Source organism: Streptomyces sp. NPDC088762 (genome assembly GCF_044750905.1).
Taxonomy (GTDB): domain Bacteria; phylum Actinomycetota; class Actinomycetes; order Streptomycetales; family Streptomycetaceae; genus Streptomyces.
In genome coordinates, this window is the sequence record NZ_JBIVKT010000017.1 from 55,544 (window position 1) to 69,819 (window position 14,276).

General features: G+C 71.4%; 12 protein-coding genes. 4 read left to right on the top strand and 8 right to left on the bottom strand.

What is annotated here, in order from left to right; translation table 11 throughout:
• Window positions 1-128: 128 nt before the first annotated feature.
• Window positions 129-2,240, bottom strand: a complete 2,112-nt coding sequence (locus ACIP5M_RS29540; protein ID WP_401202362.1) for an ATP-binding protein — start codon at window positions 2,238-2,240, stop codon at window positions 129-131.
• A gap of 250 nt (window positions 2,241-2,490) precedes the next feature.
• Between ACIP5M_RS29540 and gabT the strand changes: the two genes are divergently transcribed.
• Both gabT and ACIP5M_RS29550 read left to right on the top strand, forming a co-directional pair.
• Window positions 2,491-3,837 (top strand): 4-aminobutyrate--2-oxoglutarate transaminase, encoded by a 1,347-nt coding sequence (gene gabT / locus ACIP5M_RS29545; protein WP_401202364.1) that lies wholly within the window; start codon window positions 2,491-2,493, stop codon window positions 3,835-3,837.
• Between the two features lie 143 nt (window positions 3,838-3,980).
• A complete protein-coding gene (locus ACIP5M_RS29550) occupies window positions 3,981-4,775 on the top strand; it encodes a phosphatase PAP2 family protein (RefSeq protein ID WP_401202366.1) in 795 nt (264 codons plus the stop codon).
• Between the two features lie 14 nt (window positions 4,776-4,789).
• Here ACIP5M_RS29550 and ACIP5M_RS29555 read toward each other — a convergent pair whose 3' ends face one another.
• The 7 genes from ACIP5M_RS29555 to ACIP5M_RS29585 all read right to left on the bottom strand — a co-directional run bounded on the left by ACIP5M_RS29555 (window position 4,790) and on the right by ACIP5M_RS29585 (window position 12,638).
• Window positions 4,790-5,263 (bottom strand): hypothetical protein, encoded by a 474-nt coding sequence (locus ACIP5M_RS29555; RefSeq protein ID WP_401202368.1) that lies wholly within the window; start codon window positions 5,261-5,263, stop codon window positions 4,790-4,792.
• A 144-nt stretch (window positions 5,264-5,407) separates the two neighbouring features.
• The gene (locus ACIP5M_RS29560; protein ID WP_401202370.1) at window positions 5,408-6,826 is read right to left on the bottom strand and encodes an NAD(P)/FAD-dependent oxidoreductase; all 1,419 of its coding nucleotides are present in this window, start codon (window positions 6,824-6,826) and stop codon (window positions 5,408-5,410) included.
• A 23-nt stretch (window positions 6,827-6,849) separates the two neighbouring features.
• Entirely contained in the window at window positions 6,850-7,656 is an 807-nt protein-coding gene (locus ACIP5M_RS29565; protein WP_401202372.1) for an ABC transporter permease, read from the bottom strand.
• Window positions 7,656-8,585, bottom strand: a complete 930-nt coding sequence (locus ACIP5M_RS29570) for an ABC transporter permease (RefSeq protein ID WP_401202374.1) — start codon at window positions 8,583-8,585, stop codon at window positions 7,656-7,658. The genes ACIP5M_RS29565 and ACIP5M_RS29570 overlap by 1 nt, the downstream gene beginning before the upstream one ends.
• Window positions 8,582-9,730, bottom strand: a complete 1,149-nt coding sequence (locus ACIP5M_RS29575) for an ABC transporter ATP-binding protein (RefSeq protein WP_401202376.1) — start codon at window positions 9,728-9,730, stop codon at window positions 8,582-8,584. Before ACIP5M_RS29575 ends, ACIP5M_RS29570 begins: the two co-directional genes overlap by 4 nt.
• Before the next feature lie 69 nt (window positions 9,731-9,799).
• Window positions 9,800-11,050, bottom strand: a complete 1,251-nt coding sequence (locus ACIP5M_RS29580; protein ID WP_401202378.1) for a spermidine/putrescine ABC transporter substrate-binding protein — start codon at window positions 11,048-11,050, stop codon at window positions 9,800-9,802.
• 70 nt (window positions 11,051-11,120) lie between these two features.
• Window positions 11,121-12,638: a gamma-aminobutyraldehyde dehydrogenase gene (locus tag ACIP5M_RS29585; protein ID WP_401202516.1), complete on the bottom strand. Its 1,518-nt coding sequence runs from the start codon at window positions 12,636-12,638 to the stop codon at window positions 11,121-11,123.
• Window positions 12,639-12,832: 194 nt separating this feature from the next.
• Here ACIP5M_RS29585 and ACIP5M_RS29590 point away from each other — a divergent pair, with 194 nt between their 5' ends.
• Together ACIP5M_RS29590 and ACIP5M_RS29595 are read left to right on the top strand one after the other, a co-directional pair.
• The gene (locus tag ACIP5M_RS29590; RefSeq protein ID WP_401202380.1) at window positions 12,833-13,387 is read left to right on the top strand and encodes an NADAR family protein; all 555 of its coding nucleotides are present in this window, start codon (window positions 12,833-12,835) and stop codon (window positions 13,385-13,387) included.
• Window positions 13,384-13,797 (top strand): NUDIX domain-containing protein, encoded by a 414-nt coding sequence (locus ACIP5M_RS29595; protein ID WP_401202382.1) that lies wholly within the window; start codon window positions 13,384-13,386, stop codon window positions 13,795-13,797. Before ACIP5M_RS29590 ends, ACIP5M_RS29595 begins: the two co-directional genes overlap by 4 nt.
• Window positions 13,798-14,276: the final 479 nt, after the last annotated feature.

Below are 14,276 nucleotides of genomic sequence, written 5' to 3' on the forward strand. Positions count from 1 at the left end.
AGCAAGGGGCGGTGCGCCGGACGGCGCCACGGGAGAAGAGCATCAGAGGAGCCGCCGACGCTTTTCGCCGTGTCGTATGAACGGCTCCCCTCGATTCTGCCACCCCGTACGGGTCCGCTCAGCCCGGATCAGTCGGTCGCCGCTCCCGCCAGCCGGACCAGCAGCGGGGCCGCTCGCTCCCCGCGGACCGAGGTCAGCGACAGCACCGCGTGCCCCGGCGGTACGGCGTGCGCGAGGTCCGATGCGGACCAGCGTTCGCGCTCCACTTGGCGCACGGTGACCGCGTCCGTGGTGACGGCCTTGCCGGTGACGAGCTTGCGGAAGGCGTGGATGAGCCGGGTCAGCGGCTGGTCGGCGAAGACGGTGCGGTGGGTGACGTCGCGGGTCTCCACCCATTCGGTGCCCCAGGTCTCGGCGAACCGCTTGCCGTCCCAGGTGGTGACCCCGGAGAAGGCCATGCGGCAGCCGACCGCACCCAGCAGCGGGGTGCGCAGCGCCTCCGGTACGTCGTCCAGGGTGCGCAGCGTGAGCAGGACGCCGGCGTTGGCCGAGCGCAGCCGCTGGACGCCCCGCACGGTCTCGGGGGTCAGGGTGTGGGAGGCGTCGTCGAAGGCGAGGAAGGCGAAGAGGGAGCGGTCGGTGCGGTCGGCGGCGGCGGCGTTGAACTGGGCGAGCAGCAGCCGGGCGAGCATCCGCGAGGCATCGGCGTGGCCCCGCTCGGGGAGGTCGACGCGCACGCGGATCGGGTGTTCGAGGGTGCGCAGCGAGAAGGGCCTGCCCTGGCCGGTGGTGTCGAAGAAACCGGCGAAGGCGGGGCGGTCGAGGAGGGCCACGCGGTCGGCGAGGGCGGGGCCGGGGTCGGCGGGGGCGCCGTGCTGCCGTTGCCGGGCGTCCAGCTCGCGCAGCATGGCGTCCTGTCCGGCGCCGGCCAGGACCCGGCGCAGTCGGTCGAGCACGTCGGGCACCTGGTCGAGCAGTTCGCGGAGCTCGGGCACGGCGGGGAAGCGGTCGTAGGCCGCCCGGAACGGGCCGAGGAGCTGGGCCAGCGCGGTCGCGGCCCGGCGCGCGTCGATCCCGGGCACGTCGCCGACGAAGGCCTGGGCGAGGAGGGTGGCGGCCTCGTCGGGGTCGGTGGTGCCGCCGTACAGGTCGAGGTCGTAGACGGAGGCGGGGTCGCCGACGCGGACCACGACGTCGTAGGCGGTGTCGGGCCCGAGCCGGGCGCCGGCCGCGCCGACGGCGACGACGGCGGCCTGGCCGGCGAGCGCCTGCAGTGCGAGGGACTCGACGACGGGCCGCACGAGCCGGCCGGTCTTCCCGCTGCCGGAGGGACCGACGGCGAGCAGCGAGGTCCCGAGGACCTCGGGGTCGAGCGCGAGCGAGGTGCCGCGGCGGGCGTACGGGTTGCGCGGGCCGTCCTCGACGGTGCCGAGGAGCACCTGACGGGCGAACAGGTCGTGCCGGGCGACGCGCACGGGCAGGTCGCGGGCCCCGGAGGGGTGCACGCAGGCCCCGGCGCCCTTGTCCCGCACGGCCTCGTCGAAGGCCCGCAGCCGGGAGGGGTCCACCGTCACCGACTCCCAGGCCCGCCGGATCCGCGCGTAGTCCACGTCGTTCATCCGCCCGGCCCCGGCCTCCTTCTCCAGCCGGTCGGCCGCTTCCTCCAGGCCGGCGCGGCGCACCTGCGGCCACCGCACGGGGTCGTCCGGGCCGCCCTGCTCGGGCCGGGCGGCCGGGACCACGGCCTGTACGGCCCGTGCGGCGCGGCTGCCGAGGAGCCGGCGGGCCAGCTCGGGCCAGCGGCCGAGGCGTCCGAAGCCGACGGCCAGGGTGAGGGCGACCACCCCGTACCAGACGTAGGCGGCGACGACGGAGGGGAGCGTTCCGGCCCAGGAGTCGGGCGTGAACATGTAGAGCGGCCAGAGCCAGAAGCCGCCGAGGTAGCCGTTCCACAGCAGGGACCACAGCAACAGCCCGGCCAGCAGGGCGATCAGGGCCCCGCTGATCAGCTGGCGGACCGGGGTCACCTCGGGCTCTTCCTCGGCCCGCGGCACGTGCCCGTACGACCAGACGCCCGGCCCGTCCGGGGTGCGCGGGACGCGCAGCCAGTCGCCGAGGGTGGGTCCCTGCGCCGGCGCGTGGGCCGGCTTGGGCGGGAGGGCCGGAGGCGGTGGGGAGGCCGGCCGGGGGACCTGCCCGGTCCGGGGAGGGCGCGTCTCGTGCGTGCCGTCGGTGTCCATGAAACCCCTGCCCCCTGCCCGTTCCTGCGCTGCGCCGCTCAATCTAGTTGCACGATGGCGGCCGTGGGCCCGTACCGGTGCACCGTTTCGCCGTGCCGCCGGCAGGACGCGCCCGCGTCCTTCCTATGGCCGTCACGGACAAGGACACGCGGCCACCACTCCCGAACGGAGCATGCAGTACCCCCTCCCCCGGGCCTAGCCTGCGGACAAAGACACAAGTGCGTCCGAAAACACCCCCCAGGAGCCCTCTATGACCGCTGTCCCGCAGGAGCGCCGCATCGTCACCGCGATCCCCGGCCCCAAGTCGCAGGAGCTGCAGGCCCGCCGCCTCGAGACGGTGGCCGGCGGCGTGGGCTCCGTGCTCCCCGTCTTCACGGCCCGCGCGGGCGGCGGCATCATCGAGGACGTCGACGGCAACTGCCTGATCGACTTCGGCTCCGGCATCGCCGTGACCTCCGTCGGCGCCTCCGCCGAGGCCGTCGTGCGCCGCGCCTCCGCGCAGCTCGCCGACTTCACCCACACCTGTTTCATGGTCACCCCCTACGAGGGCTACGTCGAGGTCTGCGAGGCCCTCGCCGAGCTGACGCCGGGCAACCACGCCAAGAAGTCGGCCCTGTTCAACTCCGGCGCCGAGGCCGTCGAGAACGCCGTCAAGATCGCCCGTGCGTACACCAAGCGTCAGGCCGTCGTCGTCTTCGACCACGGCTACCACGGCCGTACGAACCTGACGATGGCGCTGACCTCGAAGAACATGCCGTACAAGCAGGGCTTCGGCCCGTTCGCCCCCGAGGTCTACCGCGTCCCGGTCGCCTACGGCTACCGCTGGCCCACCGGCGCCGAGAACTGCGGCCCCGAGGCCGCCGCGCAGGCGATCGACAACATCACCAAGCAGATCGGCGCCGAGAACGTCGCCGCGATCATCATCGAGCCGGTCCTCGGCGAGGGCGGCTTCATCGAGCCGGCCAAGGGCTTCCTCCCGGCGATCGTGAAGTTCGCCAACGACAACGGCATCGTCTTCGTCGCCGACGAGATCCAGTCCGGCTTCTGCCGCACCGGCCAGTGGTTCGCGTGCGAGGACGAGGGCATCGTCCCGGACCTGATCACCACCGCCAAGGGCATCGCGGGCGGTCTGCCGCTCGCTGCCGTGACCGGCCGCGCCGAGATCATGGACTCCGCCCACGCGGGCGGCCTGGGCGGCACCTACGGCGGCAACCCGGTGGCGTGCGCCGGTGCGCTCGGCTCCATCGAGACCATGAAGAAGCTCGACCTCAACGCCAAGGCGAAGAAGATCGAGTCCATCATGAAGACCCGTCTCTCCGCGATGCAGGAGAAGTACGACATCATCGGCGACATCCGCGGCCGCGGCGCCATGATCGCGATCGAGCTCGTCAAGGACCCGGTCTCCAAGACCCCGTTCCCGGAGGCGGCCGGCGCGCTCGCCAAGGCCTGCCACGCCGAGGGCCTGCTCGTCCTCACCTGCGGTACGTACGGCAACGTGCTCCGCTTCCTCCCGCCGATCGTCATCGGCGAGAACCTGCTGAACGAGGGCCTGGACCTCATCGAGGCCGCCTTCGCGGCCATCGGCACGGAGATCTGATCGACGCCTAGAACGCCCGATCGCACAGCGCCCGGCCGGTACCGCCGGTAACGGGCGGGCGCTGTGAAGAAGGTGTGGGGGGCCGATGGCGGGAGCGCGTTCCCGCTGTCGGTCCCCTTTTCTCTGCCGTACGGTTTCTGCAGATGAGTGAGACACCCCGCTCCCGGGAAATCGGGGGCGACACCGGTACCGGGCTTCCCCAGCGCCGTACTGGGCATGCGTTCGCGCACACTCCTCACCGATCGGACGGCCGTCCGCCCCAAACCCCCCGGGGCGTGCGGCAACCCGATCCGGGCGGCCGTCCCGGAACCATCCCCCCTGTTCCGGGACGGCCGGCCATCATCCGGCCCGCCGTCTGGCTGACGCTCTCCTGCCTGACGGCCTTCGCCCTGATCACCTGGCAGGTCCTGGTCTCGGGCCCCCTGCTGTCCCCGGACGAACGCCTCAGTCGCGCCGTCGTGCGCTCCGTCCCGGACGCCGTCACCGAGCGCCTGTCGGACCTCGGCAACGTCCCCGTGGCGCTCCCGGTCCTGGTCCTCGCGCTCGCGTACGCCGTCCGGCGCGGCCACCGCCTCGCCGCGGCGGCCGCGGCCCTGGCGATGGCCCTGGTGCCGGCCCTGGTGGTCCCGCTGAAGGAGTGGACCGCCCGCCCGGGCCCGCTGGAACCCTGGGCCGCCGGCTACTACCCCTCGGGCCACACCGCCACCTCGGCCGTCGCCTACGTCGCCGCGGCCCTGCTGATCCGCCCGTACACGCGCAGCGGCTGGCCGATGGCCGTCGCGGGCCTCCTGACGGCCGCCACGGCCGCCGGCCTGGTCCTGCGCGGCTGGCACTGGCCGCTGGACGTCCTGGCCAGCCTCCTGCTGTGCACGCCCCTGCTGCTGATCGTCCGGTGGGCCGTACGGCGCGGAACCGGCCGGCCGGAGCGGCCTGCCTAGGGCCTGTCCGGTGGTCAAGGCTTCCGGTGCCCCCGCTCCCCCCGGGCCGCCACCACCGTCGCCGCGGCCTCGTGCATCGCGAGCTCCAGTACCGCCGGATCGGTGAGGGTCCCCTGTCCGTCCGGGAGCACCAGCCAGCGCACCCCGCCCGTGCCCCGGCCCGGGTACGGGACGACGATCCAGGCCCCGCGCCCGGCTCCCCGTACGCCGGTGCCGACCCAGCGGGACGCCGTCCCCGCGGGCACGAAGAAGCCCAGCCGCGCGTCGCCGAAATCGGCGAGCACCGGGCCGGGCCGGTCGAGGAGCAGCTTCAGCACGTCGAGGGTGGCCCGCCCCAGCTCACCGGGCAGGACCAGTACGTCCCAGCGCCGGCCGGCGGGAAGGAGGGTCACCCCCAGGGGGTTGCGCTCCCACTCCCACCGGCAGGCGTCCGGATCCGGCGCCACCGAAACCAGCCATTCCACTGCCGTCTTGTCGGGGGTCGCCATCGCCCCGCCTCCCGTTCCCTGCCCGGATGAAGGTGTCTCACCGGGAGAGAGCGGGCCGGGGGGCGGCTATGACGCGGCTTTCACCACCCCGTGGGGGTGAACCGGGTCACACGGTGACCGATGGTGTGCGCCGGGGCCGGCACGTCAGCTGTCGAAGCCGAGCCCGAAGCGGTCCAGCGTCTTCAGCCACAGGTTCCGGTGGCCGCCGCGCGCGTCGGCGCGGGCCAGCGACCACTTGGTGAGCGCGATCCCGGTCCACGCGAAGGGCTCGGGCGGGAACGGCATCGGCTTCGAGCGCACCATCCGCAGCCGCGTGCGTTCGGTGGGAGTGCCGTCCAGCAGGTCCAGCATCACGTCCGCACCGAAGCGCGTGGCGCCCACGCCGAGCCCGGTGTAGCCGGCCGCGTAGGCGACCTTCCCCGAGTGCGCGGTGCCGAAGAAGGCGGAGAAGCGCGAGCAGGTGTCGATCGCGCCGCCCCAGGCGTGGCTGAACTTCAGGCCCTCCAGCTGCGGGAAACAGGTGAAGAAGTGCTCGGCGAGCTTGAGGTAGGTCTCGGGGCGGTGGTCGTACTCCGAATCGAGCCTGCCGCGGTAGGGGTAGATGGCGTCGTAGCCGCCCCACAGGATCCGGTGGTCGCGGGTGATCCGGAAGTAGTGGAACTGGTTGGCGCTGTCGCCCAGCCCCTGCCGGTTCTTCCAGCCGATGGCCGCCAGCTGCTCCTCGGTCAGCGGCTCGGTCATCAGCGCGTAGTCGTAGACCGGGACGGTGAACGGGCGGATCCGCCGGACCAGGGAGGGGAAGATGTTCGTGCCCAGGGCCACCCTGCGCGCGAGGATCGTGCCGTACGGGGTCTGCACGGTCATCCCGCGTCCCGCCGGGGCCATCTTCAGCCCGCGGGTGTTCTCGTAGATCCGCACGCCCAGGTCCAGGCAGGCCTGCTTGAGCCCCCAGGCGAGCTTCGCCGGGTGGAGCATCGCGACCCCGTCGCGGTCCCACAGGCCGGCGAGGAAGGTCGGGGAGTCCACCTCGGCGCGCACCGCGTCGGCGTCGAGGAACTCCGAGCCGCCGGCCAGGCCGAGCTTGCGCGCCTCCTCGTACAGTTCGCGCAGCTCCTCGACCTGGTGCGGTTCGGTGGCCACGTCGATCTCGCCGGTGCGCTCGAAGTCGCAGTCGATGCCGTAGCGGGCGACGGCCTCCTCGATGGCGTCGAGGTTGCGGGCGCCCAGCTCCTCCAGCTTGGCGAGCTCACCGGGCCAGCGGGCCAGGCCGTTGGAGAGGCCGTGGGTGAGGGAGGCGGCGCAGAACCCGCCGTTGCGGCCGGAGGCGGCCCAGCCCGCCTCCTTGCTCTCGATCAGTACGACGTCCCGCTCGGGGTCGCGCTCCTTGGCGAGCAGCGCGGTCCACAGCCCGCTGTAGCCGGCGCCGATGACCAGCAGGTCACAGCGCTCGTCGGAGGTGAGCGCCGGCTGCGCGGCGGGCTTGCCGGGGTCGTCCAGCCAGTAGGAGACCGGCTTCGCTTCGGAAAGGGATTTCGCAACACTACGCATGGCGACTGGGGCCATGGCTTCCAACTCCCTACAGGGGTCTACTTCGGTTGTGCCTTCTTGCGGCGGTTGCCGGCCATCTGGCCGGCGAGGACCACCAGCACCGCGATGACGAACATCGCCGTGCCGATGACGTTGATCTGCACGGGCGTACCGCGCTGGGCCGATCCCCACACGAACATGGGGAAGGTGACGGTGTTGCCCGAGTTGAAGTTGGTGATGATGAAGTCGTCGAACGAGAGCGCGAAGGAGAGCAGCGCGCCCGCCGCGATACCGGGGGCCGCGATCGGCAGGGTGACCCGTACGAAGGTCTGCACCGGGCCCGCGTAGAGGTCGCGGGCGGCCTCCTCCAGCCTCGGGTCCATGGACAGGACCCGGGCCTTGACGGCGGCGACGACGAAGCTGAGGCAGAACATGATGTGGGCGATCAGGATCGTCCAGAAGCCCAGCTGGATGCCCATGTTGAGGAAGAGCGCGAGCAGCGAGGCCGCCATCACGATCTCGGGCATGGCCATGGGCAGGAAGATCAGCGAGTTCACGGCTCCGCGCGCCCGGAAGCGGTAGCGGACCAGCGCGAAGGCGATCGCGGTTCCCAGGGCGGTGGCGGCGAGGGTGGCCCACAGGGCGATCTGCAGCGAGAGCGAGAGGGAGCCGCACAGGTCGGCGACCCCGCAGGGGTCCTTCCACGCGTCGAGCGAGAACTCCTGCCAGGCGTAGTTGAACCGCCCGGTGGGGTTGTTGAAGGAGAAGACGGTCACGACCACGTTCGGCAGGATCATGTACGCGAGCGTGCCGAGGCCGAAGACGACGACGAGATTGCGCCGCAGCCAGGTGCTGAGGGTGCGCATCAGACCAGGTCCTCCGTCCCCGCTCGGCGGATGTAGATGGTGACCATGATCAGCACGATGGCCATGAGGATGAACGACAGCGCGGCCGCCGTCGGGTAGTCGAGGATGCGCAGGTACTGCGACTGGATGACGTTGCCGATCATCCGGGTGTCCGTGGAGCCCAGCAGCTCGGCGTTGACGTAGTCGCCGCTCGCCGGGATGAAGGTCAGCAGGGTCCCGGAGACCACGCCCGGCATGGAGAGCGGGAAGGTCACCTTCCGGAAGACCGTGGCGGGCTTCGCGTAGAGGTCCCCGGCCGCCTCGTGGAGGCGGGTGTCGATGCGCTCCAGCGAGGAGTACAGCGGAAGGATCATGAACGGGAGGAAGTTGTACGTCAGACCGCAGACGACCGCGAGCGGCGTGGCCAGCACCCGCTCCCCCTCGGTCATGCCGAGCCAGCTGGTGACGTCCAGGACGTGGAGGGTGTTGAGGACGTCCACCACCGGGCCGCCGTCGGCCAGGATCGTCTTCCAGGCCAGCGTGCGGATGAGGAAGCTGGTGAAGAACGGGGCGATCACCAGGACGAGCAGCAGGTTGCGCCAGCGGCCGGCCCGGAAGGCGATCAGGTAGGCCAGCGGGTACCCCAGCAGCAGGCAGAGCACGGTGGCGGTGCCCGCGTAGAGCAGGGAGCGCAGGAACTGCGGCAGGTACTCGGTGAAGGCGTCCCAGTAGGTCTGGAAGTGCCAGGTGACCTCGAAGCCCTCTTCGAGGGAGCCGGTCTGCACCGAGGTCGAGGCCTGGTAGACCATCGGCAGCACGAAGAAGACCAGCAGCCACAGGATGCCGGGGAGCAGCAGCCAGTACGGGATCAGCCGCTTGCGCCGTGACGGCCTGTGCGCCGGGGGTTCGGCGGGCGCGGGCGCCTCGGGCGGCGCGGCGGTGGCGGTCATGCGCTCTCCTCCACCGTCTCGACGCCCGCGTCGATGGCCTGCGCGGCGTCGAGGCCGAAGGTGTGCTCCGGGTTCCAGTGCAGGACCACCTCGGCGCCCGGCACGAGGCGGCCGTCCCGCTCGATGTTCTGGGCGTACACCTCCAGGTCGGGGCAGACCGGGCTGTCGATGACGTACTGGGTGGAGACGCCGATGAAGGAGGAGTCGGCGATGCGGCCCGGGACCTTGTTGCGGCCGGCGGGGACGGTGTGCTCCTCGTCGGCGTGGACCAGGGAGATCTTCTCCGGGCGCACACCGACCAGCAGCTTCCCGCCGGCGCGGGGCGTGGTCGAGCACCGGGCGGCGGGCAGGTGGAGCGTGGTGCCGGAGGCGGACACCACGACCTCGGAGCCGGCCGACTCCACGGACGCCTCGATGAGGTTGGAGGTGCCGAGGAAGTTGGCGACGAAGGTGGTGCCCGGGTTCTCGTACAGCTCGGCGGGGGCGCCCAGCTGCTCGACGCGGCCGCCGTTCATCACGGCGACCGTGTCGGCCATGGTCATGGCCTCCTCCTGGTCGTGCGTGACGTGCACGAAGGTGATGCCGACCTCGGTCTGGATCCGCTTGAGCTCCAGCTGCATCTGCCGGCGCAGCTTGAGGTCCAGGGCGCCGAGCGGCTCGTCGAGGAGGAGCACCTGGGGGTGGTTGATCAGGGCGCGGGCCACCGCGACGCGCTGTTGCTGGCCGCCGGAGAGCTGGTGCGGCTTCTTGCCGGCCTGCTCGCCGAGCTGCACCAGCTCCAGCATGTCGTCGACCTGCTTCTTGACCGACTTGATGCCGCGGCGGCGCAGGCCGAAGGCGATGTTCTCGAAGATGTTCAGGTGCGGGAAGAGCGCGTAGCTCTGGAAGACCGTGTTCACCGGCCGCTTGTACGGCGGCAGGTGGGTCACCTCGCGGTCGCCGAGGTGGACCGTGCCGGTGGAGGGCTCCTCCAGGCCGGCGATCATGCGCAGGGTGGTGGTCTTCCCGCAGCCGGAGGCCCCGAGCAGGGCGAAGAAGGAGCCCTGGGGGATGGTGAGGTCCAACGGGTGCACGGCGGTGAAGGTGCCGTAGTGCTTGCTGATCCCGGCGAGGCGGACGTCGCCGCCTGCGGTCTTGTCAGTCATGGGTGGGTCCCGGGGTTGGGTGGGGCGAAGCGGTCAAGGGGCGGGGCTCGCGGCGGCGGGAGGGTGCGGCTACGCGCCGATCAGCTTGGCGAACTTCTCTTCGTACGCCGTCTCTTCCTCGCCGGTGAGCGAGCGGAAGGCGTGTGCCTTGGCGGCCATCGCCTTGTCCGGGACGATCAGGGGGTTGTCCGCGAGCGCGGGATCGATCTTGGCCAGTTCGTCCTTGACGCCCTCGACCGGGCAGACGTAGCTGATGAAGGCGGCCAGCTGGGCGGCGACCGGGGGCTCGTAGTAGTAGTCGATGAGCTTCTCGGCGTTGGCCTTGTGCCGGGCGTGGGCGGGCACCAGCAGGTTGTCGCTGGAGGTGATGTATCCGGGCGCCGGGATCGCGTACTGGATGTCCGGGTTGCCGGCCTGGAGCTGGATGACGTCGCCGGCCCAGGCGAGGCAGGCGGCCAGGTCCCCCTTGTCGAGGTCGGCGGTGTAGTCGTTGCCGGTGAAGCGGCGGATCTGCTTGGTGTCCACGCCCTTCTGGAGCCGGCCGATCGCCGCGTCGAAGTCCGCGGTGGTGAAGTTGGCGGGATCCTTGCCCTGGTCGAGCAGGGTCATTCCGACGCTGTCGCGCATCTCGGTGAGGAAGCCGACCCGGCCCTTGAGGGTGGGGTCGTCGAGCAGCTGGGTGACGGAGTCGACCTTCTTCCCGTCGGTGGCCTTGGTGTTGTACGCGATGACGGTGTCGATGCCGGTCCAGGGGTAGCTGTACGCGCGGCCGGGGTCCCAGTCGGGGGTGCGGAACTGCGGGATCAGGTTGGCGTAGGCGTGCGGCAGGTGTGAGGGGTCCAGCTTCTGCGCCCAGCCGAGGCGGATGATGCGGGCGGCGAGCCAGTCGGTGACGACGATCAGGTCGCGACCGGTGTCCTGGCCGGCGGCGAGCTGCGGACGGATCTTCCCGAAGAACTCGACGTTGTCGTTGATGTCCTCGGTGTACTTGACCTTGATCCCGGTCCGCTTGGTGAACTCCTCCAGCGTGGGACGGGTCTTCTCGTCGTCGCTGGTGTCCATGTACTCGGTCCAGTTGGAGAAGTTGATCTCCTTCTCGCGGTCCGAGTGGTCGTCGGAGGCCACTGCCGTGTCGCCCGCGCGTTTGGCGGGCGGGATGCCGCACCCGGCGAGGGTGGACAGGCCGCCGAGGGTGAGCGCCCCGACGCCGGAGGCGCGCAGCAGCGAGCGGCGGGTGAGGGCCCCGCGGCCGCTGGTGAGGCTGCGCCGCATCGCGGCGAGTTGCACCGCCGAGAGGCGGTCGGGCTCGAACTGCTCCATGCGCGTTGCCCTTTCGGAAGGTGTGCCGCTGGTCAGGCGGGTCGTCCCACGCGGCGGTAGCCGCAAATGGTTACGGTCGGTCCCCGAAGATCGTGCGGTGCCAGTCCTTGGCCGCCACCGCGGTGTTGTCGTACATCACGTGCTTGACCTGCGTGTACTCCTCGAAGGAGTAGGCGGACATGTCCTTGCCGAAGCCGCTGGCCTTGTAGCCGCCGTGGGGCATCTCGCTGATGATCGGAATGTGGTCGTTGACCCAGACGCAGCCCGCCTTGATCTCGCGGGTCGCGCGGCCCGCGCGGTAGACGTCGCGGCTCCAGGCGGAGGCGGCGAGTCCGTAGGGGGTGTCGTTGGCGAGGGCGATGCCCTCGTCGTCGGTGTCGAAGGGCAGCACGACGAGCACCGGTCCGAAGATCTCGGACTGGACGACCTCGCTGTCCTGGGCGGCGCCGGAGATGAGGGTGGGCCGGTAGTACGCGCCTTCGGCCAGCTCCCCGCCGGGGACCTCCCCACCGGTGACGACGGTGGCGTAGGCACGGGCCCGCTCGACGAAACCGGCGACGCGGTCGCGCTGGGCGTGCGAGACGAGCGGGCCGAGGTCGGTGGCGGGAGCGAAGGGGTCGCCGAGGCGGACGGTCTCCATCAGCGCGGCCACCCGCGCGACGAAGGCGTCGTGGAGGGGGCGCTGGACGTAGGCGCGGGTGGCGGCGGTGCAGTCCTGGCCGGTGTTGATGAGGGAGGCGGCGACGGCGCCGTGCGCGGCGGCCTCCAGGTCGGCGTCGTCGAAGACGAGGAAGGGGGCCTTGCCGCCGAGTTCCAGGTGGAGCCGCTTGACGGTGGCGGTGGCGATCTCGGCGACGCGCTTGCCGACGGCGGTGGAGCCGGTGAAGGAGGTCATGACCACGTCGGGGTGGCCGACGAGGTGCTCGCCGGCGTCGCGGCCGGCCCCGGTGACGATGTTGATCACGCCGTCGGGGATGCCCGCCTCCTTGGCCGCCTGGGCGAACATCAGCGAGGTCAGCGGGGTGAGTTCGGCCGGCTTCAGCACGATGGTGTTGCCCGCGGCGATGGCCGGGAGGATCTTCCACGCGGCCATCTGGAGGGGGTAGTTCCAGGGCGCGATGGAGCCGACGACCCCGAGGGGCTCACGGCGCACATAGGACGTGTGGTCGCCGGAGTACTCGGCGGCGGCCTGCCCCTGGAGGTGGCGCGCGGCGCCCGCGAAGAAGGCGGTGTTGTCGATCGTCCCCGGTACGTCGAACTCCGTCGACAGCTTGATCGGCTTGCCGCACTGGAGGGACTCGGCGTACGCGAAGTCCTCGGCCTGCTCGGTCAGTACGGCGGCCAGCCGGTGCAGGGCGTCCGACCGCTCGCCGGGGGTGGCGGCGGACCAGCCCGCGAAGGCCCTCTTGGCGGCGGCGACCGCTTCGTCGACGTCCGCGGTGCCCGCCAGTTCGTAGGTGAGGACCTCCTCGCCGGTGGCCGGGTCGACCACCGTGTGTGACCGTCCGGAGGTGCCCGGCCTCAGCTGCCCGTCGATGTACTGCGCGCCGTCTGCGAAGCGGTCTTTGACCTGGAAGCGGTTGCCCATCACGCTCTCACGCTCTCCGTAGCTACAGTTCGAGCTACAGCTCGAATTGAGTGCCGATCCTGACAGAGGCCATGCCCCCGGCCAAGGGATTCCGTTGTTGCCTTTTGATTACGCGACGGATTCGGTCGACCATGTGTCGAAGCACGCCCGAAATCCCGTACGAACTGTCCGTGGCGACTGTCAGACTCGCGTGCATGGAGATGATCGACAACCTGATCAAGCAGGTCAGCCGCGGTGAGCGGGTGAAGTTCCTGCCGTTCTGGGGACACCGGCCGAGGCCCGACGGGACGCTCGGACCGAGCTGCCTCAGCCAGTGGTGGCCCTCCCCTTTCACTGTGGGTGACGTCCGCTACTCCACGGCCGAGCACTGGATGATGGCCGGCAAGGCACGGCTGTTCGGGGACGCGGAGGCGGAGCGCGCGGCCCTCTCGGCCCGTACGCCGGCCGAAGCCAAGAAGGCCGGGCGGCTGGTGCGCGGCTTCGACGACGCGATATGGCAGCGCGAGCGGTACGGGATCGTGGTGGAGGGCAGCGTGCACAAATTCGCCTCCGACCCGGCGCTGCGCTCGTACCTGCTGACCACGGGCGACCGGGTACTGGTCGAGGCGAGCCCGGTGGACCGCATCTGGGGCATCGGCCTGGCCCCCGACGACGAGCGCGCCCTGGACCCGGCGAGCTGGCGCGGCCTGAACCTGCTGGGCTTCGCCCTGATGGAAGCCCGGGAGCGGCTGCGCGGGGGCACCGCGTGACGGAGCGGCGCCGGGTCGCCGCGGTGATCATCCGGGACGGCTGCGTGCTCATGGTGCGCGAGCGCGGGCGGGGGCCCACCGGCCGGCACGACGGGCCGGAGTACTGGACCCTGCCCGGTGGTGGGCTCGAAGCCGGTGAGGAGGCCGAGGAGGCGGTCCGGCGGGAGGTGGCCGAGGAGGTGGGGCTGCGTGCCGTGGGCGTGCGGTACGCGTACGACGCGCCGTACCCGTCGGGCCGGACCTCCTGCTTCCGCGTGGACGTCGAGCCCGGCGAGCCGGTCCTCGGCGTCGATCCGGACCTGGAGTGCGACTGCCCCCGGATGGTCGGGCTCATCTGGGTTCCGCTGTCGCGCGGGGACGGTGACGGGCAGGTCATGGTGCCGACGCTGCTGTCGGCGGTCCAGGTCTGAGGTCTGCGGTCTGCGGTCTGCGGTCTGCGGTCTGCGGTCTGCGGTAAATGCGTGGCGGTCCCCCGCCCGGCCCGCCTAACGTGATGCTCGTCCAGGTGCGAAGGCGAGACCTACTTCCACTGTTAATGGGGAGGTCGCGGGTTCGAGTCCCGTCACCGGCTCCGGGCCGGTGTAGCTCAGTCGGCAGAGCACCACGTGGTTTCGCCGCATCGATCTCTGGACACCCACGTCACGCACCTCCCGGTGCGCGGGCTGCGGCTCCTTCTTTTGCAAAGACACCAGGCCGCCGCCACCTTGATCTCGGGAGGCCGTGCGTGGGGGATGCCCGGTGCGCAGGCAGCGGTTACTTCCCGGACCCGGAGGTCGTGGGTTCGAATCCCACCCGGCACTCGCCCGCAAGGGCGCCGGCCGGTGGAGCAGTCAGGCAGCTCGCCGGGCTACAGTCCGCCGCCGACTCCTGATCTCGGGCATCCCTCACG

Coding starts and splice junctions, on each gene's coding strand:
- ACIP5M_RS29580 (WP_401202378.1), bottom strand. CDS start 11,050: ATGGAGCAGTTCGAGCCCGACCGCCTCTCGGCGGTGCAACTCGCCGCG.
- ACIP5M_RS29590 (WP_401202380.1), top strand. CDS start 12,833: ATGGAGATGATCGACAACCTGATCAAGCAGGTCAGCCGCGGTGAGCGG.
- ACIP5M_RS29570 (WP_401202374.1), bottom strand. CDS start 8,585: ATGACCGCCACCGCCGCGCCGCCCGAGGCGCCCGCGCCCGCCGAACCC.
- ACIP5M_RS29560 (WP_401202370.1), bottom strand. CDS start 6,826: ATGGCCCCAGTCGCCATGCGTAGTGTTGCGAAATCCCTTTCCGAAGCG.
- ACIP5M_RS29550 (WP_401202366.1), top strand. CDS start 3,981: ATGAGTGAGACACCCCGCTCCCGGGAAATCGGGGGCGACACCGGTACC.
- ACIP5M_RS29585 (WP_401202516.1), bottom strand. CDS start 12,638: ATGGGCAACCGCTTCCAGGTCAAAGACCGCTTCGCAGACGGCGCGCAG.
- gabT (WP_401202364.1), top strand. CDS start 2,491: ATGACCGCTGTCCCGCAGGAGCGCCGCATCGTCACCGCGATCCCCGGC.
- ACIP5M_RS29565 (WP_401202372.1), bottom strand. CDS start 7,656: ATGCGCACCCTCAGCACCTGGCTGCGGCGCAATCTCGTCGTCGTCTTC.
- ACIP5M_RS29540 (WP_401202362.1), bottom strand. CDS start 2,240: ATGGACACCGACGGCACGCACGAGACGCGCCCTCCCCGGACCGGGCAG.
- ACIP5M_RS29575 (WP_401202376.1), bottom strand. CDS start 9,730: ATGACTGACAAGACCGCAGGCGGCGACGTCCGCCTCGCCGGGATCAGC.
- ACIP5M_RS29555 (WP_401202368.1), bottom strand. CDS start 5,263: ATGGCGACCCCCGACAAGACGGCAGTGGAATGGCTGGTTTCGGTGGCG.